This is a genomic window from Bradyrhizobium sp. (genome assembly GCF_027307225.1).
GTDB lineage: Bacteria > Pseudomonadota > Alphaproteobacteria > Rhizobiales > Xanthobacteraceae > Bradyrhizobium.
In genome coordinates this window covers 1-24,061 of sequence record NZ_DAHUXJ010000130.1, presented here as the reverse complement: position 1 = coordinate 24,061, position 24,061 = coordinate 1, and the positions used below count along the sequence as shown (strand labels likewise).

Genomic DNA, 24,061 nt, shown 5'->3' with positions numbered 1-24,061 from the left:
CGCGATGAAAGTCGCCACTTTCAACATCAACAATATCAACCGGCGCCTACCCAATCTTCTGGCGTGGCTCAAGCGAGCCAAGCCGGACGTCGTTGCCCTGCAGGAATTAAAATCAACCGACCGCGATTTTCCGCGCGCGGCCATCGAGAAGGCCGGCTTTGGCGCGGTGTGGCGCGGACAAAAGACCTGGAACGGCGTGGCGATCCTTGCTCGAAACGCAGATCCCGTGCTGATCCGCGACTCCCTGCCGGGCAACAACGGGGATCATGAGGCCCGTTACATCGAAGCCGCCGTCAAGGGCGTCGTTGTGACGAGCATCTATCTGCCGAACGGCAATCCGCAGCCGGGGCCGAAATTCGATTACAAGCTCGACTGGTTCAGAAGACTGCGGACGCACGCAGCCGCCTTCATCAAGCAAGATGTGCCGGTCGTACTGGCTGGCGACTACAACGTCGCCCCAACGGCGCTTGATATCTATCCAACCAAGTCGTGGGACAAGGATGCGCTGATCCAGCCAAAGAGCCGCACCGCTTACAAATCGCTCCTCGCACAAGGTTGGACGGATGCGATCCGTACGCTTCATCCCTCATCGCCGATGTTCACGTTCTGGGACTACAAGCGCAACCGGTGGCCGCGCGACGCCGGCCTCAGGCTCGATCATCTGCTGGTAAGCCCGGTACTGGCACCGCGGCTTAAGAAGGCGGGCATCGACCGTTTGGTGCGCGGCGAGGAAGGCGCCAGCGACCATGCGCCGGCGTGGATCGAATTGAGGTAGGTATCTCACAATCAGGCGTAGCCTGGCCAAAACCCGGTTGTGCGCTCCCCCCGCAGCGCAACCAATTAGCTCTTGCTTAAGAGAAGCCGTCATAGACTGGCAGGTAATATTATTGCGACGACACCGTTATCTCAAGCCGACGGCCACAAGCTTTTCGATTGGCCAACACAAATGCTCGTTTGTTACCTGACCGATGAGCCCGGGAAGATCCCCGCCATTCGCGCGGCGCTGGAACCGCGTTACCCGGTCGTTCCCCGGGTGCTGGGGCAGGAACCGGTCTTCGCGCCGAGCGGCGTGCTGATGGTGGACGCCGATTTGCGCGAACCGACCTGCGTCGAGCAAATCAAGCACGCGATGGGCGACCTGGATGCGGTGAGCGAAAAGCTGTTTGTCGTTCACCGGCACCTGCATCACTTGGTGGCCCAGGCCTTTGCGCTCGGGGCAACCGGTGTGGTCCACAGCGCCAAGCAGGCGGCTTCGAAGCTGACGCAGGTCGAGGCCGCGAGGCGTGCCGCCGAGACGGGCGCTGAAAGCGCGCCAATCTCGATTACGGACAGCGGCAAGGCCTTCGCCGCCATGTTCTCAGCGATCGGACACGGTAACGCAATCCACCTGGCTGACGCTGAAACGGTCACCACGCAGATCATTTCGAGCATCAACCAAAACGGCCTGCACGGCTGGCTCGACAACGTCCGAAAATACCATGAAGGAACGTTTCAGCACTGCCTGCTGGTCACCGGCATTGCGGTTGCGTTCGCGCTGGATATCAAGTTCGCACCCCAGGACGTGAAGCGGCTCGGGATGGCCGCCACGCTGCATGACATCGGCAAGGCCCGAATCCCGCTTTCGATTCTCGATAAGCCCGGACGTCTTACGCCAAGCGAAGAAGATATCATGAGGCAGCATCCGGTAATCGGATACGATCTGCTGAAGGATATTCCCGGCATCAGCCCCGAAACGCTCGATGCGGTCAAACACCACCACGAATATCTCGACGGTTCGGGTTATCCGGATGGGCTCACCGCACCGCAAATCTCCGATCTGGTGAGACTACTGACCATCTCGGATATCTTTGCCGCTCTCATCGAGTCGAGACCTTACCGGGCGGCGATGCCCCGCGAAGAGGCCTACAAGATCCTCTGCGGCCTGGACGGCAAGCTGGAAACATCGCTGCTCAAAGCATTTCGCCGGGCCGCGCTGGCAGCCTGAGAGGCGAGTCCCGAGAGCGAATACCAAATCCAAATCCGCCCTGAAATCTTATTATTTGCCAATGTCCCTTTGGTTCTGACATTCGCAAACGCACCCGCTGCGACACCAAACGAATGTCAGAACCGGGACACTGGCCATTGGGCGTTTTTCAACCGCCCATTGCTTGGCGAGCAAGCTAGCCGCTTGCCTTGCAGCCATCTATATCCGGCCGTCGTTGGCGCTTTCGCAAAAACAGCGCCATCGCCGGTTCGACATGGTTGGCAGGAGCACAGACGGTTGAGCTTTCTTTTCATCCTCGCGGTCGGGCTCGTCGCGGGCACTCTTTCCGGAATTGTCGGCACTGGATCTTCGATCATGCTGATGCCGGTCCTGATTTATGAATACGGCCCCAAGCAGGCCGTGCCGATCATGGCGGTAGCGGCCGTGATGGCTAACCTCTCGCGCATCCTTGCCTGGTACCGCGAAGTCGATTGGCGGGCCTGCGTCGCCTATTCCGTGCCAGCCATCCCGGCCGCGGCGCTCGGGGCGCGCACCTTGCTGGTGCTGCCCTCGCATGTTGTCGATGTTTCGATCGGGCTTTTTCTAATTGCGATGGTGCCGGTGCGGCATTGGCTCGCCACCCATCGCTTGAAATTGTCGCTTTGGCATCTTGCGATCGGTGGCGCGGCAATTGGCTACCTCACTGGCATCGTGGTCTCGACCGGTCCCTTGAGCGTGCCGCTATTTCTGTTTTACGGCCTCGCCAAAGGCGCCTTCCTTGCCACCGAGGCGGCGAGTTCGCTCGGCATGTATTTCATCGCCAAGCGTTTTGTGTTGCACCTCGAGCCGGATGTATTCCGCCGCGTCATGGATGGCATCATGATCGCGTCAGGCCTATCTATGGTCTGGGCGGGATTTTCGTGAATCCTCCGCCAACCGAAGGGGTCACCTTCATTCCATGCTATGAAACGGCTGACGCCTTCGAATCTGCCGCCAAACGGGGCCCATGGCCAAATCTTCCCTTTCCTTCGTCTGCCAGAACTGCGGCGCGGCGTATAACCGCTGGCAGGGCAAATGCGAATCCTGCGGCGAGTGGAATACGCTGGTCGAGGAGGATGTCACCGGCGCCACCGCGATGCCGGTCTCGATCCGCAGCAAGCGCAAAGGCCGGCGGTTTGCGCTGGAGAGCCTTTCCGGCAAGAGCCAGGAGGCCCCCCGGCTTCCTTCCGGCATGGCCGAGCTTGACCGCGTCACCGGCGGCGGCTTCGTGCGCGGCTCGGTGCTTCTGGTCGGCGGCGATCCCGGCATCGGCAAATCGACGCTGCTGACGCAGGCAACCAGCCTGCTGGCACGCGCCGGCCACCGCGCCGTCTACATTTCCGGCGAGGAAGCAGTGGCGCAGGTGCGGCTGCGCGCCGAACGCCTTGGCCTTGCCGACGCGCCGGTGCAGCTCGCAGCTGAGACTTCGGTTGAGGATATCGTCTCCACCCTTTCCGAAGGCGCGACCCCGCGCCTGATCGTGATCGATTCCATCCAGACCATGTGGACCGACACGGTGGAATCCGCACCGGGCACCGTGACCCAGGTCCGCGCTTCGGCGCAGGCGCTCATTCGTTTCGCCAAGAAATCCGGCGCTGCGATCATTCTGGTCGGCCATGTCACCAAGGACGGCCAGATCGCGGGTCCCCGTGTGGTCGAACACATGGTGGATGCGGTGCTGTCATTCGAGGGCGAAGGCTCGCAGCAATTTCGGATTCTGCGTGCCGTGAAAAACCGCTTCGGCCCGACCGATGAGATCGGCGTTTTCGAAATGACCGGCCTCGGGCTTCGCGAAGTCTCCAACCCCTCCGAACTGTTCCTGTCCGAGCGCGATCTCGGCAGTCCAGGCACCGCCGTCTTCGCCGGCATCGAAGGCACCCGCCCCGTCTTGGTGGAATTGCAGGCGCTGGTGGCGCCGACGTCGCTCGGCACGCCACGCCGCGCCGTGGTCGGCTGGGACCCCAGCCGGCTCTCCATGGTGCTGGCGGTATTGGAGGCCCATTGCGGGGTCAAACTGTCCGGCCATGACGTCTATTTGAACGTCGCGGGCGGCCTTCGCATCCAGGAACCCGCAGCCGACCTCGCCGCTGCAGCGGCCCTGGTGTCATCGCTGGTGAACGCGCCGCTGCCGGCGGATGCGGTCTATTTCGGGGAAATTTCGCTGTCGGGTGCGGTTCGCCCGGTGGCGCAGACCTCCGCCCGGCTCAAGGAAGCCGTCAAGCTCGGCTTTGGACGCGCGATATTGCCCGAATCGGCCCGCGGCGAGGCAGGGAGCGATTCCGGCCTGTCGCTCACATCGGTGGGAGGGTTGACGAGCCTGGTCGCGGAAATCGCCGCACGCGGGTCGCCACGTGTGGCGGCTCAGAAGTCCGCATCAGAGTTGCCGCGAGCTCGTCATGCGGACTTCTGAGCCAAAGCCACACTAGATCAATAGCTTCGCTAGTGTCCTGTCGATTCCGAAGTTCGAAACCGGGCTCCGCAGAATGATGCGAACTTCGGAATCGGGACACTAGATGGAACCGGGACAACTCACCGCCGGAAAAAAATGCAACACCTGCGAGATTCCGTAGTCGTGAAGGCTAGGTGCAGGTGACGTTACCCGCCCCCACCGCTATACATCCCGCGCGCAAGCAAGACTGGATGGCGTACTCTCCGGCCTTGCAGCGCCCCTGTCGGACCGTCAGCTTGGGACGGTTCCGATTCGCGGTTTGAACCTTGATGCGGACCTGACCAGCCGATGCCGATTACAATCCTTGATCTCGTTTTGCTCGCCGTGATGCTGATTTCCGGCCTGCTGGCGATGGTACGCGGCTTCATGCGCGAAATCCTGTCGATCGCCGCCTGGGGCACCGCCGCGCTGGTGACGCTCTATTCGTTCTCGAAGCTGCTGCCGACCGCAAAGACCTATTTCAACAACGACACGATCGCGAGCATCGTCGTCGTCGCGGGCGTTTTCGTCGCGACCCTGATCGTGGTGTCGGTCATCACTGTGCGGATCTCCGACATGATCCTGGATTCCCGGATCGGGGCGCTGGACCGCACCCTCGGCTTCCTGTTTGGGCTCGCGCGCGGCCTGCTGATTGTGGTGGTGGCCTTCCTGTTCTTCACCTGGCTGGTTCCCGAGAAGCAGCGGCCGGATTGGGTGACGGGGGCAAAATCCCGGCTGGTCCTGCAAGGAACCGGGGATTGGCTGATGGCGCTCTTGCCGGATGACCCAGAGAACACCATTTTGAAGAGATTCAAGAAGAATAAACCCGAAGAAGAGCAGACTGAGGCCGAGCCGGCAGCCCCGGCGTCAGGCGATGGATATAGTAAACCGGCCCGAGACAGCCTTAAAAGGCTGATCGAAAAGCCTGCAGCGCGGTGATCGCTGGTTAAATGAGAGGCGCGATGGACAGCCAACGAAGCCCTTCCGACGCCAAAGCCCCAGGGCCGAATACCGGCCCGCTCTATCTCGAAGACTCTGACCTGGAAGGCGATACGCTTCGCGAGGAATGCGGCGTGTTCGGTATTTTCGGTCACCCGGAGGCTGCAGCCATCACGGCATTGGGGCTTCACGCGCTTCAGCATCGCGGCCAGGAGGCTGCCGGCATCGTTTCCTTTGATGGAACCCGGTTCCATTCCGAGCGGCGTTTGGGTCTGGTCGGCGACACGTTCTCCCGGCGCGAGGTGATCGAGCGCCTGCCCGGCAATGCAGCCATCGGCCACGTCCGTTACTCCACGACCGGCGAGACCATCCTGCGCAACGTGCAGCCACTGTTCGCCGAACTCAACGCCGGTGGATTTGCGGTAGGCCATAACGGCAACCTGACCAATGGGCTCACCCTGCGCCGCGAACTCGTGCGCGGCGGGGCGATGATGCAGTCCACGACCGATACCGAGGTCATCCTGCACCTTGTGGCCCAATCCAAGCGCAACCATTTCATCGACCGCTTCATCGAAGCGTTGCGCGCCATCGAGGGCGCCTATTCGCTGGTCTCGCTGACCAACAAGAAGCTGATCGGCGCGCGCGATCCGCTCGGCATTCGGCCGCTGGTGCTCGGCGAATTCGAAGGCCGTCCGATTCTGGCGTCAGAGACCTGCGCGCTCGATATTATCGGCGCCAAATATGTCCGCGACGTTGAACCCGGCGAGATCGTTGTATTCGACGAACGCGGTGCACACAGCCACAAGCCATTCCCGCCCAAGCCGCCGCGTCCCTGCATCTTCGAATACATCTATTTCTCGCGGCCGGATTCCATCGTCGGTGGACGGTCGGTGTACGACGTGCGCAAGGCCTTCGGCGCGCAGCTTGCTCGCGAAAGCCACGTGCCGGTCGACGTCGTGGTACCGGTGCCGGACTCCGGCGTCCCGGCCGCGGTCGGCTACAGCCAGCACTCCGGCGTGCCGTTCGAGCTTGGCATCATCCGCAACCATTATGTCGGCCGCACCTTCATCCAGCCGACCCAGAGCATCCGCGAATCCGGCGTCAAGATGAAGCACAACGCCAACCGCGCCGCGATCGAAGGCAAGCGCATCATCCTGATCGACGACTCGCTGGTGCGCGGCACCACGTCGAAAAAGATCGTCCGCATGATGCGCGAGGCCGGCGCCAGCGAGGTTCATTTCCGCCTCGCTTCACCGCCGATCCTTTACCCCGACTATTACGGCATCGATCTGCCCGACCGCGGCGGCCTGCTGGCGGCGACGCATAATATCGAGGAAATGCGCGAACTGATCGGCGCCGATACGCTCGCCTTCCTGTCGGTCGACGGCATGTACCGCGCCATGGGCTATCCGGGCCGCGATCCCGCCAATCCGAAGTTTTCCGACCACTGCTTTACCGGGGTCTATCCGACCAGCCTCACCGACCACGATCAGGTCGATACCCAGCCTCGGCAATTGTCGCTGCTGGCCGAAGCGAGCTGACGCCAAGCGTCACAGCCGATTTTTCTGTCGTGGCCGGGCTTGTCCCGGCCATCCACGTCTGTAAAACCCGCAGCAAACGTGGACCCGATATGATGACCAAATCCCTCACCGGCCGCATTGCCCTCGTCACCGGCGCCTCGCGCGGCATCGGCTATGCCACCGCGCGCGCGCTTGCCAAGGAAGGCGCGCAGATCGTGGCGGTCGCGCGCACGCAAGGCGGGCTCGAGGAGCTCGATGACGAGATCCGGAAAGACGGCGGCAGCACGACGCTGGTGCCGCTCAGCCTGACTGATTTCGACGGCATTGCGCGGCTTGGCGCCGCGTTGCACGAGCGCCACGGCAAGATCGATATTCTCGTCGGCAATGCCGGAATTGCCGGCCCCTCTTCGCCGCTCGGTCATATCGATATGAAGCCGTGGAACGACGTGCTCGCAATCAACGTCTCGGCGAATTTCCAATTAATCCGCTGCATGGAGCCGCTGCTCAAACAGTCCGATGCCGGCCGCGCGGTGTTCATCACCTCAGCCGCAGCCAACAAGGCGACCGGTTATCTCGGGCCCTATGCGGCGTCAAAGGCGGCGCTGGAAGCCCTGGCGCGGGTCTGGGCCAGCGAAACGGCATCGACGCCGCTTCGGGTCAATCTGTTCAATCCCGGCCCGATCCGAACCCGTATGCGTGCCACCGTCTTTCCGGGCGAGGATCCGATGACACTGGACACCCCCGAACAGGCGGCCGAATTCATCATGCCGATGTGCTTGCCGTCGTGGAACGAGACCGGCAAGTTTTACGACTATCCGACCAGGAAGCTGATGAACTTCCGTGGACCGGAGTGAGTAGCGGAAACGCATTTTGAATTGGAACACCTGGACGGTAGCGTTCGGCAGAGCGATCCCGAACCGTCACCCGTCGCCCATCCGCCTACCAGCCGATAGCGTCCGCACGGCAACGCCAAGCGCCGTCAGCACCAGCACCGACGCGAGGAAGAACGGCGCGCCGGGCAAATGCAACGGCGCTTCCGCACCGATGAAATAGGCGAATGTGAGCGTGAACACCGATGGCCCCAGCAATTGGGAGATGCTCTGCACGCTTGCGTTCGCGCCCTGCAGCTGGCCCTGCTGGTCGGGCGCGACTTGTTTGGTCATGAATGACTGAATCGCAGCACCTGAGACGCCCCATAACGACATCACCGGAATTCCGAGCCAAGACAGCGGCCCGGTGGGAGCGACGGCGAAAATCAGGAAGGCGGTGGCACCACAGACAAGTCCCAGCAGCAGCGCGCGGCGTTCGCCGAATAGCCGGATGATCGGTCCGATGCCTGCCCCCTGCACCAGCATGGCACAGAGGCCGACCATTGCCAGCGTGAGACCAACCGTTTTCGAATCCCAGCCATATCGATAGGTCGCATAAAGCACGAAGGTCGATGGCAATACGGCATGCGCCAGCTGGGTGAAGAACGTCACCACGGACAAGCCGGCCAGGGTCCGATCCGAGCGCAACAGCCGCAGCGCGCCGAGCGGATTGGCGCTCTTCCAGCGGAACGGTGAGCGGCGATCGGACGGCAAGGATTCCGGCAAGATCAGCAGACCGTACATCGTGTTGGCAAAGCTCAAACCGGCCGCGACCCAGAACGGCAGCCTCGGATCGGCATCGCCCAACAAGCCGCCGATGGCGGGACCGATGATGAAGCCGGCGCCGAAGGCCGCGCCGACCTTGCCAAAAACCGCGGCCCGGCGCTCGACGGGAGTGATGTCGGCGATATAGGCAAAAGCCGTAGACACGCTGGCCGACGTAATGCCGGAAATCACGCGGCCGACAAACAGCCAGATCAGAGACGGCGCCATCGCCATCAACACGTAATCCAGCGCCAGTCCGAAATTCGATAATAGCACCACGGGGCGTCGGCCAAACCGGTCGGACAGGCCACCGAGGAACGGCGAGAAGAAGAACTGCATCAACGCCCACGCCGTTCCGAACAGCCCGAAGATGCGGGCGGCGCGTGCGGTATCATTATCGACAAAGCTTTCGACCAACTTTGGCAGGATCGGCATGATCAGGCCGAGCGCGAGCATGTCGAGCAGGATCGTGACGAATATGAAGGCGACCGCCGCGCCACGCGCTGATGATGTTGCAGGCTGCGTGTCAATCGCGCCTGTTTCGCTCACGACGGTCGCTTTCGTTTGTGCGCGAAAGGATTGGCCTTCTCGCGCAGCGCAATTCGCACCGGCGTTCCCGGCAGTTCGAAATACTCGCGCAGCGAATTGACGAGATAGCGCAGATAAGCCTGCGGCACGGCGTCGGCACGCGAGCAGAACAGCACGAAGCTCGGTGGCCGCGCCTTGGCCTGCGTAATGTAATTCAGCTTCAACCGCCGGCCGGAGACCGCCGGCGGCGGATTGGCGCCGACGGCCTGCTCGAACCAGCGATTAAGCGCCGCCGTCGGCACGCGCCTGTTCCACACAGCATAGGCGTCTTCGATGGCGCGCATCAGGCGATCGATGCCCTCGCCCATCAGGCCCGATACGGCGACCAGCGGCGCGCCCTTGACCTGCGGCAACCAATGATCGGCCTCCGTGCGTAGCGCAGAAATCGCGCCGGGCTTTGCCTCGACAAGGTCCCATTTGTTGACAGCGATCACGAGTGCCCGACCCTCGCGCTCGATCAGGTCGGCAATGCGTAAATCCTGTTCCTCGAATTTGCCCTGCACATCCGTCATCAGCACGACGACCTCGGCAAAGCGCACCGCGCGCAAGGCATCCGCTACCGAAAGCTTTTCGAGCTTTTCCTCGATCCGCGAACGCCGCCGCAAGCCGGCGGTATCGAACACGCGAAAATCCCGGCCGTTCCAGGTGATCTCCACGGCGATGGAGTCGCGCGTGGTGCCTGCCTCGGGGCTGGTGAGCAGCCGTTCCTCGCCGAGCAGGCGATTGATCAGCGTCGACTTGCCGGCATTGGGACGGCCCACGACCGCCACGCGGATCGGCCGCTGCGCCAGGTCCGCCTCATCCGCCCCGGCGATTTCGTCATCGGCTTCGTCTTCGGCTTCCGTCGCTTTCGGCATCAGCACACGCAGTGCGTCGTAGAGCTCGCCCATGCCCTCGCCGTGTTCGGCGGAAACCAGCACTGGATCGCCAAGACCCAGCGCGTAGGATTCCATTGCGCCCACATCGCCGTGCTTGCCTTCGCTCTTGTTGGCGAGGACAACCACCGGCTTGCTGGCGCGGCGCACATAGTCGGCAAAGGCGCGGTCGTTCGGCGTTAGTCCGGCGCGTGCATCGATCACAAACATCAACGCGTCCGCAAGTTCGATCGCCGTTTCGGTCTGTTCTTGCATGCGGGCCGTAAGCGATCCCTTCGCGCCCTCGTCGAGGCCCGCCGTGTCGATCACGGTGAAACGGAGATCGCCGAGCCGAGCCTCGCCCTCTCGCCGGTCGCGGGTGACGCCCGGCGCATCGTCGACCAGCGCGAGCTTCTGTCCGACCAGGCGATTGAATAGCGTCGATTTCCCGACATTGGGCCGGCCGATTATGGCAACCGTAAAGGGCATAATGAATCCGAGCCGCGGGAAAATCGAAGAAAGCGCTTTGCGGCAACCGGCTGGTCTCTTGTTCCAGCCTACCGTGCCGAGCTTTAGCGCGTAAACGTGCCGCCCGGTAGCGGAGCGGGGAATGGCGCGGCCGATTGCTGAGCGGGTGGCGCCGATTGGGCAGGCTGCGCCGTCGATTGCTGCTGCGAATTGGCTGGCTGATCAGGCGGCGGCGTGGTGGTCCGGTGGCGCGCAACCTTCTTTTTGGGAGCTGGCGCCGTGCCGTCTTCAGACGCGGCGGCTGGATCAGTGCTCACCGTGGCGGGCGCCGTCTGCTTGTTCCTGACGGTCTTTTTTGGCTTGGTCTCGGGCTGTGGCGGCGGCGGAACAGGCGCGGCCTCGGGCGGCGGACTCTGATCGGCCTGCTGCGCACCCTTGTAGAGCGATTTTGGCACGCCCTCTTCGAGACCGGGCACGCCCTCCGGAAATACCGGCTTGCGATCGCCCTGAAGCTTCTTCTTCGTGTCGAGCCAATCGAGCCAATCCATCGGATCAAAGCTGGTGGCGTTGTTCGAGCAGCCGGCGATCGCCGCAGACAGCGCGACAAGAACGGATGCAGCGATCAGACGTTGCAGGCGACGCATGGCCACGATTTCCTGTCGTCAGCTCTTGGCAATCGGTGGAAGCAGCGCCTGGAGCGCTTCTGCCCGCGAACGCATCGCCGAAGGCGTCTCGCCATCGTTTGCGATCATATCAAGCCATTGCCGCGCCGCAGCCGTGTCGTTGGCGCGCCAAGCCGACAACGCCAGCAGCTCGCGCGCGGTATGACGAAAGGTCGCGTCTGGCTTCGTGGCAGCATCCAGCCGTTGCAGCATGTTCTGGTAGCTTTCGCTGTCCAATAGCAGCGCCCCGGCACGAACCCGCGCCAAGTCCTGCTCAACCCTTCCGACACCGGGATCGGCCGCAATCTCGTCGTACAGTTTGGCGCCGGCTTTGGGATCGCGGGTTGCGACTTCGGCGGCCGCACGCAGACGGGCCAGCATGCGGTATCCAAACGGCGCCGTTGTGGCCAGCTTGTTGAAGGCCGCCTCGGCTTCGCTGTGCTTGTTCTGCTCGGAGAGCGCGATCGCCGCGTCGAAGGCCTTGCCGGCCTCGGCCGCCTTTTGGGCTTCCAGATACTGATAGCCGCGCCATGCGCCAACCGCGACAACGATCAGCACCGCGGCAGCGATGATATAGAGCGAGTAGCGGTCCCACAGCTTCTTGAGCTGCTCCCGACGGACCTCCTCGTCGACTTCATCAAATAATTCAGACACTTATAGAAATCCAATCCCCGACCGACCACAGCCGGAACCAACCGAAGCCATGAATCTGTCCCTTGATGGCGGTCGCGTTACCCTAGCGATATGGCGGTGGCAAGGCAAAGCTAGCCGGGCCAAAGCGTTAACCGCGCTACTTTTGACGGCACATCCACCCGTCTGCCGCGATATGTGCCCGCCGCCCCGCCTGTCTCGTTGGCTCACGCCTTCGTCTTCATGCCGTAAACATGCTCGGGCCCCGGAAAGGCGCGCGAGCGGACATCGGCCGCATATCCCTGGATTGCTGCCTCGATCATCGGACCGAGATTGCCATAGCGGCGGACAAATTTCGGGGCTCGCGGCGATAGTCCCAGCATATCCTCAAGTACGAGAACCTGGCCGTCGCAGGCCGCGCTTGCGCCGATGCCGATCGTCGGAATGTCGATCGCTTCGGTGATCTTGCGCGCGAGCGGTTCCGCAACCGCTTCAACCACGACCGAGAAAGCGCCGGCTTGCGCCACCGCAACCGCATCGTTTTCGATCGGCGCCCAGCTTCCCTCCTCGCGCCCCTGGGCGCGAAACGAGCCGAGCGTATTGATCGACTGCGGTGTCAGGCCAATGTGTCCCATGACAGGAATGCCGCGCTCGACCAGAAAGGCGATCGTCTCTGCCATCCGCGCGCCTCCCTCCAGCTTGATCGCGCCGCAATGCGTCTCCTTGAGAACCCGGACAGCCGAATGAAAGGCCTGCTCTTTCGAAGCCTCGTAGGACCCGAAAGGCATATCGACGACGACAAGCGCGTGCTGCGAGCCGCGCATCACCGCGTGACCCTGAAGGATCATCATGTCGAGCGTCACCGGCACGGTGGTTTCAAATCCGTGCATGACGTTGCCGAGGGAGTCGCCGACCAGGATAACGTCGCAATACCGGTCTACCAGGGCTGCGGTATGCGCGTGATAGGAAGTCAGCATCACGATCGGCTCGCCATTCTTGCGTGCGCGGATCTCGGGTGCCGTCTTCCGCTTGACCGCTGCTTGAACCGACATGGCCTAGAGCTCCGATTTTCGAAGTTCGCAAACCCTCGCGGCAACCTCTGATGCGAACTTCGAAATCAAAGGAGCTCTAGCAAATATTGGTATTTAGTGCGGCTTTGAACTTGAAGTTCCTATAACGAACTTGCTGCAACATCGATAGGAACTTCAAGTTCGCCGCACTATACTCCTACGACGGGAACGCCGATCACGACAGGATGAAAGGCCAAGGCCAGCGCAAGATAGGCAACGATCCCGACCGCGATTGCGATCATGTCGTTGCCCCAGCCGCCAACGGGAATCGGCGGGCCCCCGGCGCCAGCCCGGCCTTTCAGCGAGATACGGTCGAACACCGCCCAGCCCAGGAATGAGCCGAACAGGATGATCGAGCCGAGATCCCCGTTGGCCAATAGATGCGCAGCCGCCCACAATTTGACACCCGCCAGCATCGGATGCTTGAGCGCCTTGTAGATGTGCCCGCGCAAATAGGAAGCCACCACCAGGATGACCGCCGGCAGCATCAGGCCAACGGTAATGTGCTTGAGAATAACAAGCGTCTTCGGAGAAACCGCCCCTTCCCAAACGTCAATCATTCCCGCCGCGCGGTAATGCGCGAAGCCCCAGGCGATCAGTGCGATCCCGAGCACCGAGACTAGCGCATAAGCTATCTTGTAACCGCTCTCGCCCATGGCAGCGATGGCACGGGCGCGAAGCCCACGCTGGGCTGGCAATGTATGCACGCCGAGAAAGAGGGCGAGGCCCAGAATCATCACCGCCAGTCCCATGCTCGCACCTCCGCCGATGTCCCGTTCCGGCATCGCCTACACGTTCGGGCGCCAAACAGCAATGCGCTAATGGGCGGCTATGGCCTTTGGCGCGGCGGCTACGGCGTTGCCTTCTTGTCGATGTCGCGGTTGTCGACGTAGCGGATGGCGATGGGCCGCCCCGCCACGGCTCCTCCGAGCGCGCCGGTGAACTTGAGGGGCATACAAGCATCGATGGAGGCGCTGATCGCCTTGAGATAGGTGTCGCGCACATCGGCAGGCGTACCCACGGTGGCAAAGGTCATACGCGGGGGGCCGATCAGATCGCCCGATCGCTTGAAACTGAAACGAACGGTCATCTGCATGCCTTCTTTCGCCGCGTCCGCGGGCGGTGGGGTCCAGCAGGAACGGAGCGCGGCAAATAGATCGCCGATATTGTCGAGGTCGTGGTCGGGCTTCTGATATTTCTGCGCATCTGCATCCGCGGGCTTGCTCTCCACGGTCAGCTGGAGGTTTTCGCCGTAGGGATAGTAGATCTCTGAAGTGCAGGGACCGCGATGGAGCACGCTGCAAAACGACGGCGTGCACGGGTGATGTGACAGAACACTGCAAGGCTCATGCGAAAACGGTATGGCATTGATCCGATGCCACCGCCTCGCCTCCGCGCTTCCGGCCAGCGCCGATCCAATAACGACAATCACGAAAAGGATAGCGGCGCGACGGAGCATACGGCGGCCCTCGGAGCAGCGGCCTTCGGAAGCACAACATAACGCCAAAATGAGAGGAAAGGTCGTGGTAGTCGCGCCAGGTGGGTTCACATCCTCGCGCGGACGACGCGCTATGCCTTCTTCTTCACGTCTTTGACGCTGGAGAAGACGATGCCCTCCGCACGCTCCTTGGTGTAGCCGAGGTAGAACTCGTTCTTGGCCAGGAACACCGGATCGCCATCGACGTCATCGGCAACGCCGGAGCCGTTGGCAGCGACGAAGGCATCGAGCTTCTTGCGGTCATCGGAGGAAATCCACCGCGCCAGCTGGAATTCGGAGACTTCGAATTCCACCGGCAGCGCATATTCCGCCTCGAGCCGCGCCTTCAACACATCGAGTTGCAGCGGACCCACCACGCCAACCAGCGCCGGCGCGCCATCACGCGGCCGAAACACCTGAACGACGCCCTCTTCCGACATCTGTTGCAAGGCTTCCTTGAGCTTCTTGGCCTTCATCGCGTCGGTCAGACGCACGCGACGAACGATTTCCGGCGCGAAGCTCGGCACACCCACAAAGGTGATGTCCTCGCCCTCGGTCAGCGTGTCGCCGATGCGGAGAGAACCGTGATTGGGGATGCCGACGACATCGCCCGCAAAGGCCTCGTCCGCCACCGAACGGTCCTGGGCGAAGAAGAATTGCGGGCTCGACAGCGGCATGGTCTTACCAGTGCGTACCAGTTTTGCCTTCATGCCCCGCGTCAGCTTGCCGGAACACAGGCGCGCGAACGCGATGCGGTCGCGGTGATTGGGATCCATATTGGCCTGGATCTTGAACACAAAGGCGCTCATGCGCGGCTCGGCCGCTTCAACCTTGCGCAGATTGCCCTCCTGCGCACGCGGAGGCGGCGCAAAACGTCCCAAGCCCTCGAGCAGATCGCCGACGCCGAAATTGCGCAAGGCGCTGCCGAAATAGACCGGCGTGAGATGGCCTTCGCGAAACGCCTCGAGTTCGAAAGGCTTGCAGGCTTCCGAGACGAGCGCGAGCTCTTCCTTGATTTCGGCAACGTCGAGATTGGGGTTGCGTCCGGCGAGGTCGGCAATATCGATCTGAAGTGCCGCGCCGGTCTTGGCGCCGCCGCCTTCCAGAAGGCGGACGCCGCCGGTTGCGAGATCGTAGGTGCCGAGAAAATCGCGGCCGCGGCCGACCGGCCACGTCATCGGCGCGGTGTCGAGCGCCAGCGTCTTCTCGATCTCGTCGAGAAGCTCGAACGTGTCGCGGCTCTCGCGATCCATCTTGTTGATGAACGTAATGATGGGAATATCCCGGAGGCGGCACACCTCGAACAGCTTGCGCGTGCGCGCTTCGATGCCCTTGGCGGCATCGATCACCATCACGGCTGAATCGACCGCGGTCAGCGTGCGATAGGTGTCTTCGGAAAAATCCTCGTGGCCCGGCGTATCCAGAAGGTTGAAAACGAGACCATCGAATTCGAACGTCATCACCGAGGTCACGACGGAGATGCCGCGCTCGCGTTCGATCTTCATCCAGTCTGAACGGGTGTTGCGCCGCTCACCCTTGGCCTTGACCTGCCCCGCCAGGTTGATTGCGCCACCGAACAACAGCAGCTTTTCGGTCAGCGTCGTCTTGCCGGCGTCCGGGTGCGAAATGATCGCAAAGGTGCGTCGGCGCGCCACTTCGTTGCCGAGCGGCGACCGGGAATCGTTACTGAGCGCAAGATCGGACATGAGGCGAAGCGTTTGGCAGGGAAAGCGGGCCGGATCAAGCGGGATACGTCGATCCATATAGGAAATGGGCGCGCCAACTCCAGCCCGGCCGGAGGGTTAACGCAGCAGCTGGACCAGCCAGTAGGAGACCGCGGCGACAGCGCCCGCAGCCGGAATGGTGATGACCCAGGCATAGACGATCGAACTCGCCACGTTCCATCGCACGGCCGAGAGCCGGCGCGCCGCGCCAACGCCGACAATGGCGCCGGTGATGGTGTGGGTAGTCGATACGGGAACTCCGAGGAAAGTGGCGATGAACAGCGTCGAGGCGCCGCCGATCTCGGCACAAAAGCCCTGCATCGGCGTCAACTTGGTAATTCTCAGGCCCATGGTGCGGACGATCCGCCAGCCGCCCATCAGCGTTCCCAGCGCCATCGCCGCCTGACAGGACAGCACCACCCAGAACGGAATGTAAAATTCCGAGCCGAGCTTGCCTTGCGAAAACAGCAGCACCGCAATGATGCCCATGGTCTTTTGCGCATCGTTGCCACCGTGGCCGAGAGAGTAAAGCGAAGCCGAGAAAAACTGGAGAATCCGGAAAGCACGATCGACGGCAAACGGCGTCGAACGTACCGCAGCCCATGAGACGATCGCGACCAGCGCCAGCGCCAGCAGAAATCCAACCAGCGGCGACAACACGATCGCCAGCAGCGTTTTGATCAGGCCGCTCCAGACCGCCGCGGAAAACCCGGCCTTGGCCATGCCTGCTCCGACCAGGCCGCCAATCAGCGCGTGCGAGCTCGAAGACGGAATGCCCAAGCCCCAGGTAATCAGATTCCAGACGATAGCGCCGACCAGCGCAGCAAATATCACCGATACGTCGATGACACTGGGCTCGATGATGCCGGTACCGATCGTTCGCGCAACGTGCAGTCCGAATACCAGGAAAGCGACAAAATTGAAAAAAGCCGCCCAGATCACCGCATATTGCGGCCGCAGCACGCGGGTCGACACGATCGTTGCGATCGAGTTGGCGGCGTCATGCAGCCCGTTGAGGAAGTCGAACAAAAGCGCGACGGCGATCAGCCCGACCAGAAGCGGAAGACCAAGCGCAGTTTCCACCTGATGGCCCTGCCCTATACCTGTTCGATTACAATGCTGTTGATTTCATTCGCCACGTCGTCGAAACGGTCGGCCACCTTTTCAAGGTGGTCGTAGATTTCCACGCCGACAATGAAATCCATGGCGCTGGCATTGCGGTGTTTGAGGAACAGTTCCTTGAGGCCGATATCATGGAGGTCGTCGACCCGGCCCTCCAGTTTGGTCAGCTCTTCGGTAATCGCCGTCAGCATCGAGACGTTGTTGCCGATCGCTTGCATCAGCGGCAATGCGCGGCCAACGAGGTTGGCGCATTCCACCACCAGCGTTCCCATCTCGCGCATCGGCGGCTCGAAGCTGCGGACCTCGAACAGCATGACGGCCTTCGCCGTCTGCTGCATCTGGTCGATGGCATCGTCCATCGCCGTGATCAGGTTTTTGATATCACCGCGGTCGAACGGCGTGATGAACGTGCGCCGCACCGCCGTGAGCACTTCACGCGTGATATTGTCTGCCTCGTTTTCGAATTGATTGACGCGCTGGCAGAAGACCGGCGTCTCGTCCCCGCCTTGAAGCATGCCCTGCAGCGCCAGCGCGCCGTGCTGAACCGCCTGGGAATGCTTGGCAAAAAGATCGAAAAAGCGCTCCTCTTTGGGAAGGAGGGCGCGAAACCACCGCATCAACATGAGTATGCCCAAAATCGCCGGACGGACCGGCTGGAGTGACCCGTCACAAATAGGTCATACACGATTTTCGGCAAGTTCACCCGGCCGCCGATCTGCGGTTCATCCACGGCCTTATGGCCCGAAATGACCTGTCCCGAGTTGCCCAATCTACAGCGAACGCCGGAAAAAATGGGCTATTTCCCCCACAATGCCACGCCGGAACAACAGCACGCAGGCCACGAAAATGGAGCCCTGGATTACGGTCACCCAGGAACCGAATCCGGCCAGATATTGCTGGGTCGCCACGATGATGAAGGCGCCTACCACGGGGCCAAAGACCGTGCCGAGCCCTCCGACCAGGGTCATCAGCACGATAAGTCCCGACATCGAAACTTCGACATCGGAGAGCGAGGCATTCTGAACAACGTATACCTTCAGCGAACCGGCAAATCCCGCCAGCGTCCCTGACAGGATAAAGGCCAGCAACTTGTATTGATCGGTCTTGTAGCCCAGTGAAATCGCGCGCTGCTCGTTCTCGCGGATCGATTTCAGCACCTCGCCGAACGGCGAGTTGATAGCACGAAAGACGATGAGAAAGCCGAACAGGAAGTTCGCGACAACGACGTAATAAAGCACCGTCGGCTTGGAAAGATCGAGGAATCCAAACAAATGGCCCTGAGGGATACCCTGGATTCCGTCTTCGCCATGCGTGAACGGGACTTCGACGTAGATGAAATAGATCAGCTGCGACAGCGCCAGCGTGATCATCGCGAAATAGATGCCCTGACGGCGGATTGCGACGATACCAGTTACCACGCCAAGCACGGCCGAAGCCGCCACACCGACGAGGATGCCGAATTCAGGCGGCATGCCCCATACCTTCGCGGCATGGGCAGTCACGTAGCCTCCGGTTCCCAGGAACATCGCATGGCCGAATGACAGCAGGCCGCCGTAGCCGATCAGGAGATTGAACGCGCAGGCGAGCAGCGCACAACACAGCGCCTGCATCACAAAGAAGGGATAGAGATCGGTCAGCGGCACAATCAGCAACAGCAAGGTCATGATCGCAAAGACGATCATCTCGTCGCGGATTGCGCGCGGGGTTACGGGCATTGCGTTGTCAGTCATCGCTGTCATGCCGCCCGTCCCGTCAATCCCGTTGGCTTCACCAGCAAGACCAGCACCATCAGAACGAATACGACAGTGTTGGAAGCTTCCGGGTAGAAGTATTTCGTCAATCCCTCGATCACGCCCAGCGCGAAGCCGGTGATAATCGATCCCATGATCGAACCCATGCCGCCGATTACCACCACGGCAAACACCACGATGATGATGTTTTCACCCATCAGCGGCCGGACCTGATTGATCGGCGCCGACAAGACGCCGGCGAGCGCGGCAAGGCCGACGCCCAGGCCATAGGTCAACGTGATCATGCGCGGCACGTTGACGCCAAAGGCGCGCACCAGCGTCGGGTTTTCAGTTGCTGCGCGCAAATAAGCGCCCAGCCGTGTCCGCTCGATCAGGTACCATGTGGCGAAACACACGATGAGCGAGAACACCACGACCCAGCCACGATAGATCGGCAGGTACATAAAGCCGAGATTGGTGCCGCCGCGGAGTTGATCGGGAATGGCGTAGGGCAATCCCGACGAGCCGAAATAATTTTGAAAGATGCCTTCGATGATCAGCGCAAGCCCGAAAGTCAGCAGCAGCCCGTAGAGGTGATCGAGACCTGCGAGCCATTTCAACATGGTTCGCTCCAGAATCATGCCGAAAATGCCGACAATGATCGGTGCGATCAGCAGCGCCCACCAATATCCGATACCCCAGATGTTGAGCAGGAAATACGCGCAGAACGCACCCATCATATAAAGCGCACCATGCGCGAAATTGATGATGTTGAGCATGCCGAAGATCACGGCAAGCCCGAGGCTTAGCAGCGCGTAGAACGAGCCGTTGATGAGCCCGACCAGAAGTTGCGCAGAAAGGGCCGGTAGACTAATCGACATGATGCTCTCGACTTCAACCAGTGGGTAGCGGAACCCCGGCGGCGTAGCGCCGCCGGGGCATTCAGAGTCTTAGTGCTTGACCAGCGGGCACTTGCTTTCCGACAGCGGCCGGAAGGCCTGATCGCCGGGCGTTGTGCCGATCAGCTTGTAGAGATCCCATTCACCCTTCGACTCCGAGGGCTTCTTGACCTCGAACAGATAGGCCGGGTGAATGCCGCGGCCGTCGATGCGGATCGAGCCCTTGCCGAACAGCGGATCGTTGGTCGGCATTTCCTTCATCTTGGCCACGACCTTGGCTCCATCATGCGGATTTCCGCCGATGGCATCAAGCGCCTTGAAATAGTGCACCAGGCTCGCATAGACACCGGCCTGGACCATCGTCGGCATGGCATGATTCTTCATGCGTTCGCCGAAGCGCTTGGAGAACGCGCGAGTCTGATCGTTCATGTCCCAATAGAATGTCTCGCTCAGGCTGAGGCCTTGCGCCACATTCAGGCCAAGCGAATGAACGTCGGTCAGGAACAGGAGCAAGCCGGCAAGCTTCTGGCCGCCCTTGACGATCCCGAACTCCGACGCCTGCTTGATCGAGTTCGTTGTGTCACCGCCGGCGTTTGCCAGCCCGATCACCTTGGCTTTCGAGGCCTGGGCCTGCAGCAGATAGGACGAGAAGTCCGGCGTGTTGAGCGGCACGTTGACACTTCCCAGCACCTTGCCACCGGAGGCCTTCACGACTGCGGTCGTGTCGTTCTCAAGCGCGTGGCCGAAGGCGTAGTCTGCGGTGATGAAAAACCAGCTGTCGCCGCCAGCCTTCACCATCGCGCTGCCGGTACTGTGCGCCAGCATGTAGGTGTCGTAGGTGAAATGGATGGTGTTCGGCGTGCACTGCGTGTTGGTCAGTTCCGACGAACCCGCGCCCGAGTCGAGCAGAATGGCGTTCTTTTCCTTCACGACGTTGCTGACCGCCAGCGCGACGCCGGAATTCAGCACGTCGGTCAGAACGTCCACCTTTTCCGTATCGATCCAGCGACGCGCGATGGCGGTTCCGGTATCCGGCTTGTTCTGGTGATCCGCGGAGACGAGATCGATTTTCCAGCCCTTGGCTTTCATGCCGGAGTCCTCGATCGCCATCTCGGCGGCGACGATCGAACCCTGGCCGCCAAGATCGGCATACAGTCCGGACAGATCCGTCAAAACCCCGACCTTGGCTGTCTTATCCTGGGCGAGAGCGCCACTGGCCGCCCCAACTGCCAGTGCCGTGCCAAGCAAAAGAGCCCGCATCTTCGTCTTCATAGTTCCTCCTTTTTGCCCCTTCAGGGCAGCTGCTCAAACCCCAAGATAGGTGTGAAGTTTCTCCATGTTGGCCTGAAGCTCGGAGTTTGCGAAGCCATCGATGATCTTGCCGTGCTCGACGATGTAGAAGCGGTCCGCAACCGTCGCTGCGAAGTGGAAGTTCTGCTCGACCAGAAGAATCGTGAAGCCCTCTTTCTTCAGCCGCGCAATGGTCTGACCGATTTGCTGAATGATGACCGGAGCGAGTCCTTCGGTCGGTTCGTCCAGCATCAAAAAGCGCGCGCCCGTGCGCAGGATTCGCCCGATTGCGAGCATCTGCTGTTCACCGCCAGACAGTTTGGTGCCCTGGCTCGAGAGCCGTTCCTTGAGGTTGGGGAACAGCTCGAAGATCTGATCCATCGAGAGCCCGCCGTTACGCACGGCGGGCGGCAGCAGAAGATTTTCGCGAACGTCGAGGCTCGCGAAAATCCCGCGCTCCTCCGGGCAAAACGCGACGCCCATTCGCGCGATCCGGTCGGACGAGGCGCGGATGATTTCCTTGCCGTCGAAGCGTATCGAGCCGGCGCGCTTGCCGATGATTCCCATCACCGATTTCAGCGTAGTGGTCTTGCCGGCACCGTTGCGGCCAAGCAGCGTGACGACTTCGCCGGGGCTTACGTCGAAATTGATGCCGTGCAGGATATGGGATTCGCCATACCACGCTTCTAGATTTTGTACCGACAGGACCGCCGCGTTCGACGCGGATGGCGCCGCCGCTGTTCCGGCCATTCCCGCATCAGCCATGGCCAGCTCCCAGATAGGCTTCCTTCACGCGATCGTCCTTGGAGAGGTCGGCATAGTTGCCCTCGGCCAGCACGTGGCCGCGCGTCAGCACCGTGATGATGTCCGACAGGTTGGCAACGACGCTGAGGTTATGTTCGACCATCAGGATGGTGTACTTCGCCGAGATGCGCTTGATCAGCGCTGCAATCTTGTCGATGTCCTCGTGCCCCATGCCCGCCATCGGCTCGTCGAGCAGCATCATCTCGGGATCGAGCGCCAGCGTGGTCGCGATTTCCAGCGCGCGCTTGCGGCCATAGGGCATCTCGACCGCGGGCGTATTGGCGAACTCGCTCAAGCCGACATCGTCCAGCAGTTCGAGCGCGCGGGCGTTGAAGCGGTTGAGCACGGCCTTGGAACGCCAGAAATCGAAGGAATGCCCGTGCTGGCGCTGGAGCGCGACGCGCACATTCTCCAGGGCCGTCAGATGCGGAAATACCGCCGAGATCTGGAACGAGCGCACCAGACCCTGCCGCGCCACGTCGGCCGGCGCCATCGCCGTAATGTCCTGTCCCTTGTAGAGGATCTGGCCCGCCGAGGGCTTCAGAAACTTGGTGAGCAGATTGAAGCAAGTCGTCTTGCCGGCGCCGTTCGGGCCAATCAAGGCGTGAATACTGCCGCGCCGTATCTTGAGGGAAACGTCGCGAACGGCAAAGAATCCCGCGAATTCCTTGGTCAATCCGTGGGTTTCAAGAATAAACTCATCCGACAATTAAGGTCCCCCGAAAGGCACTCGCCGCGACGTCCTGGTCGCGCGTGGCCGATTTTTTCCCTTACAGCAGGTTCTTCCAGGATGCCCGAAAATACCGCGTCTTGGTTCCGCGTGTTTGATTTAGGCCCTGGACCCGCCGCCTCCGGGCCGGAATATGCCGTCAACGGCCCTCATTGTGCAAGGCGGAAAGCGGCACGGGCCGCGGCTCCGCCATTAGTCGTAGGGCTGTTGGCCGTCCGGAGTGACGCGCGCCGCGGCTGCATGTTTTGAAAGCAGTCGTTAACGTTGTTCGGTCACCGTCGAACTTCATTCACCAAATCTTTTTGCCTTGGACCGAAGGTTCGGCGTTTATATTTTCCAGAAGCGGATTGCAGGACCTTGGATTTCCAAAGCGCCAACCCGTCGGTCGTCAAATCGATCAAGCAGCGTGATCTCCTGAACACGTGGCTGCGGCTTTATGCCCCTGCGCAGCGCCTGCCGCGCACGGAGGAGTTTCAGCCGGCGCGGATCGAAGACGAACTTCCCGACCTGGTCTTCATGTCGGTCGAACAGGCAAACCCGCCGCGCGTGATCATCGACAGTGACGGCACCCGCATGAGCATGGCCTACGGCCACACCGGGCGCGGCCGCTACCTCGACGAATACCTCGGCGTGCGGCTGGCGCCGCACGTCATGCCGATCTACCAGCAGTGCCTGCAACGCGCCCTTCCCGTCTATACGGTGTCCAATGTCGACGACGCGACGGGGCGCATCGTCGCCTACGAACGCCTGCTCCTGCCATTCTCGTCTTCCCAAGGCGTCACCCACCTGATCGCCTCCTTAAAAACGATCAGCGAAGACGGCAGCTTCGAAATCAAAAACCTCATGCGCGGCAGCGACGCGCTGCCGGCGTCCATCGTCCGCGCGGTGATCGATCGCGAACTGTTCCATCGCACGCCAGGCCGCATACCGTCCGCCGACCTGATCGAGTTCAACTAAACGGACGGGCCTCAGGCGCGTGCACGTTTGCCGGGGCTGCCTACTTCCTTCGCGTATGTCTCCGGTTTGAAACCGACCAACACCTTGCCGTCGATCTCGAGCACGGGCCGCTTGATCATCGACGGCTGTTCCAGCATCAGCGCCAGCGCCTTTCGTTCGTTCAATCCTTCCTTCTCGGCGTCGGGCAACTTGCGGAAGGTGGTACCGGCGCGATTGAGCAACGTTTCCCAGCCGAACTCACTCGTCCAGCCTTTCAGTTTTTCTTTCGGCGCGCCCGCGGCTTTATAATCGTGGAATTCGTAAGTCACGCCATGGCTGTCGAGCCAGGCGCGCGCCTTCTTCATCGTGTCGCAGTTCTTGATGCCGTAGAGCCTGATCGTCATTCCGTCGCTTCCTTTCCCGGCGCGCCGGACCAGCCCGCGCAGACGCCGTCCCGATCCAGCGCCTATTTTACCCCGAGCTGACAACGCACCTCGCCTGCGTCGTTCCAGACCTCCTGGCTCCGAATCTTGCCGTCGCGGATCTCGAACCGA

General features: G+C 61.5%; 24 protein-coding genes. 8 read left to right on the top strand and 16 right to left on the bottom strand.

Annotated elements, in window-relative coordinates; all coding sequences use genetic code 11:
- Nucleotides 1–4 precede the first annotated feature (4 nt).
- The 7 genes from M6D32_RS22050 to M6D32_RS22020 all read left to right on the top strand — a co-directional run bounded on the left by M6D32_RS22050 (nt 5) and on the right by M6D32_RS22020 (nt 7,743).
- Complete coding sequence (locus tag M6D32_RS22050; protein WP_298260212.1) at nt 5–775, top strand: exodeoxyribonuclease III; 771 nt, start codon at nt 5–7, stop codon at nt 773–775.
- A 171-nt stretch (nt 776–946) separates the two neighbouring features.
- Nucleotides 947–1,984, top strand: a complete 1,038-nt coding sequence (locus M6D32_RS22045; protein WP_298260210.1) for an HD domain-containing phosphohydrolase — start codon at nt 947–949, stop codon at nt 1,982–1,984.
- Between the two features lie 276 nt (nt 1,985–2,260).
- Nucleotides 2,261–2,887 (top strand): sulfite exporter TauE/SafE family protein, encoded by a 627-nt coding sequence (locus M6D32_RS22040; RefSeq protein WP_298260208.1) that lies wholly within the window; start codon nt 2,261–2,263, stop codon nt 2,885–2,887.
- 82 nt (nt 2,888–2,969) lie between these two features.
- Nucleotides 2,970–4,412, top strand: a complete 1,443-nt coding sequence (gene radA, locus M6D32_RS22035; protein WP_298260206.1) for a DNA repair protein RadA — start codon at nt 2,970–2,972, stop codon at nt 4,410–4,412.
- A 327-nt stretch (nt 4,413–4,739) separates the two neighbouring features.
- The gene (locus tag M6D32_RS22030) at nt 4,740–5,369 is read left to right on the top strand and encodes a CvpA family protein (RefSeq protein ID WP_298260204.1); all 630 of its coding nucleotides are present in this window, start codon (nt 4,740–4,742) and stop codon (nt 5,367–5,369) included.
- A gap of 23 nt (nt 5,370–5,392) precedes the next feature.
- On the top strand, nt 5,393–6,910 hold the full coding sequence (gene purF / locus M6D32_RS22025) for an amidophosphoribosyltransferase (protein ID WP_298260202.1): 1,518 nt from the start codon (nt 5,393–5,395) through the stop codon (nt 6,908–6,910).
- Between the two features lie 92 nt (nt 6,911–7,002).
- Nucleotides 7,003–7,743 carry an SDR family NAD(P)-dependent oxidoreductase gene (locus tag M6D32_RS22020; RefSeq protein ID WP_298260200.1) on the top strand — a complete coding sequence of 247 codons (741 nt, stop codon included), beginning with the start codon at nt 7,003–7,005 and terminating at the stop codon, nt 7,741–7,743.
- Nucleotides 7,744–7,809: 66 nt separating this feature from the next.
- Here the strand turns inward: M6D32_RS22020 and M6D32_RS22015 are convergent, their stop codons facing one another.
- The 15 genes from M6D32_RS22015 to M6D32_RS21945 all read right to left on the bottom strand — a co-directional run bounded on the left by M6D32_RS22015 (nt 7,810) and on the right by M6D32_RS21945 (nt 22,550).
- A complete protein-coding gene (locus M6D32_RS22015) occupies nt 7,810–9,072 on the bottom strand; it encodes a TCR/Tet family MFS transporter (RefSeq protein WP_298260198.1) in 1,263 nt (420 codons plus the stop codon).
- The gene (gene der / locus M6D32_RS22010) at nt 9,069–10,454 is read right to left on the bottom strand and encodes a ribosome biogenesis GTPase Der (protein ID WP_298260196.1); all 1,386 of its coding nucleotides are present in this window, start codon (nt 10,452–10,454) and stop codon (nt 9,069–9,071) included. The genes M6D32_RS22015 and der overlap by 4 nt, the downstream gene beginning before the upstream one ends.
- Before the next feature lie 83 nt (nt 10,455–10,537).
- Nucleotides 10,538–11,077: a hypothetical protein gene (locus M6D32_RS22005; protein WP_298260194.1), complete on the bottom strand. Its 540-nt coding sequence runs from the start codon at nt 11,075–11,077 to the stop codon at nt 10,538–10,540.
- An 18-nt stretch (nt 11,078–11,095) separates the two neighbouring features.
- Complete coding sequence (locus M6D32_RS22000) at nt 11,096–11,749, bottom strand: tetratricopeptide repeat protein (RefSeq protein WP_298260192.1); 654 nt, start codon at nt 11,747–11,749, stop codon at nt 11,096–11,098.
- A gap of 203 nt (nt 11,750–11,952) precedes the next feature.
- Nucleotides 11,953–12,777, bottom strand: a complete 825-nt coding sequence (gene panB, locus M6D32_RS21995) for a 3-methyl-2-oxobutanoate hydroxymethyltransferase (RefSeq protein WP_298260190.1) — start codon at nt 12,775–12,777, stop codon at nt 11,953–11,955.
- A gap of 167 nt (nt 12,778–12,944) precedes the next feature.
- A complete protein-coding gene (locus tag M6D32_RS21990; RefSeq protein ID WP_298260189.1) occupies nt 12,945–13,547 on the bottom strand; it encodes an NnrU family protein in 603 nt (200 codons plus the stop codon).
- Between the two features lie 98 nt (nt 13,548–13,645).
- Nucleotides 13,646–14,254 carry a hypothetical protein gene (locus tag M6D32_RS21985; protein ID WP_298260187.1) on the bottom strand — a complete coding sequence of 203 codons (609 nt, stop codon included), beginning with the start codon at nt 14,252–14,254 and terminating at the stop codon, nt 13,646–13,648.
- 110 nt (nt 14,255–14,364) lie between these two features.
- Nucleotides 14,365–15,978, bottom strand: coding sequence for a peptide chain release factor 3 (locus M6D32_RS21980; protein ID WP_298260186.1), 1,614 nt, complete (start codon nt 15,976–15,978; stop codon nt 14,365–14,367).
- 96 nt (nt 15,979–16,074) lie between these two features.
- Entirely contained in the window at nt 16,075–17,079 is a 1,005-nt protein-coding gene (locus tag M6D32_RS21975; RefSeq protein ID WP_298260184.1) for an inorganic phosphate transporter, read from the bottom strand.
- 14 nt (nt 17,080–17,093) lie between these two features.
- Nucleotides 17,094–17,738 (bottom strand): DUF47 domain-containing protein, encoded by a 645-nt coding sequence (locus M6D32_RS21970; protein WP_298260182.1) that lies wholly within the window; start codon nt 17,736–17,738, stop codon nt 17,094–17,096.
- Nucleotides 17,739–17,888: 150 nt separating this feature from the next.
- Entirely contained in the window at nt 17,889–18,857 is a 969-nt protein-coding gene (locus M6D32_RS21965; RefSeq protein WP_298260180.1) for a branched-chain amino acid ABC transporter permease, read from the bottom strand.
- Nucleotides 18,854–19,729, bottom strand: a complete 876-nt coding sequence (locus M6D32_RS21960; RefSeq protein ID WP_298260178.1) for a branched-chain amino acid ABC transporter permease — start codon at nt 19,727–19,729, stop codon at nt 18,854–18,856. The genes M6D32_RS21965 and M6D32_RS21960 overlap by 4 nt, the downstream gene beginning before the upstream one ends.
- Nucleotides 19,730–19,798: 69 nt before the next feature.
- On the bottom strand, nt 19,799–21,019 hold the full coding sequence (locus M6D32_RS21955) for an ABC transporter substrate-binding protein (protein ID WP_298260176.1): 1,221 nt from the start codon (nt 21,017–21,019) through the stop codon (nt 19,799–19,801).
- Between the two features lie 33 nt (nt 21,020–21,052).
- Nucleotides 21,053–21,802, bottom strand: coding sequence for an ABC transporter ATP-binding protein (locus tag M6D32_RS21950; protein WP_298260174.1), 750 nt, complete (start codon nt 21,800–21,802; stop codon nt 21,053–21,055).
- Nucleotides 21,795–22,550: an ABC transporter ATP-binding protein gene (locus tag M6D32_RS21945; RefSeq protein WP_298260172.1), complete on the bottom strand. Its 756-nt coding sequence runs from the start codon at nt 22,548–22,550 to the stop codon at nt 21,795–21,797. The genes M6D32_RS21950 and M6D32_RS21945 overlap by 8 nt, the downstream gene beginning before the upstream one ends.
- A 378-nt stretch (nt 22,551–22,928) precedes the next feature.
- Between M6D32_RS21945 and M6D32_RS21940 the strand changes: the two genes are divergently transcribed.
- Nucleotides 22,929–23,528, top strand: a complete 600-nt coding sequence (locus tag M6D32_RS21940; protein WP_298260170.1) for a PAS domain-containing protein — start codon at nt 22,929–22,931, stop codon at nt 23,526–23,528.
- An 11-nt stretch (nt 23,529–23,539) separates the two neighbouring features.
- On the opposite strand, the gene M6D32_RS21935 is transcribed toward M6D32_RS21940, so the two are convergent.
- Nucleotides 23,540–23,911: an ArsC family reductase gene (locus M6D32_RS21935; protein WP_298260258.1), complete on the bottom strand. Its 372-nt coding sequence runs from the start codon at nt 23,909–23,911 to the stop codon at nt 23,540–23,542.
- Nucleotides 23,912–24,061 lie beyond the last annotated feature (150 nt).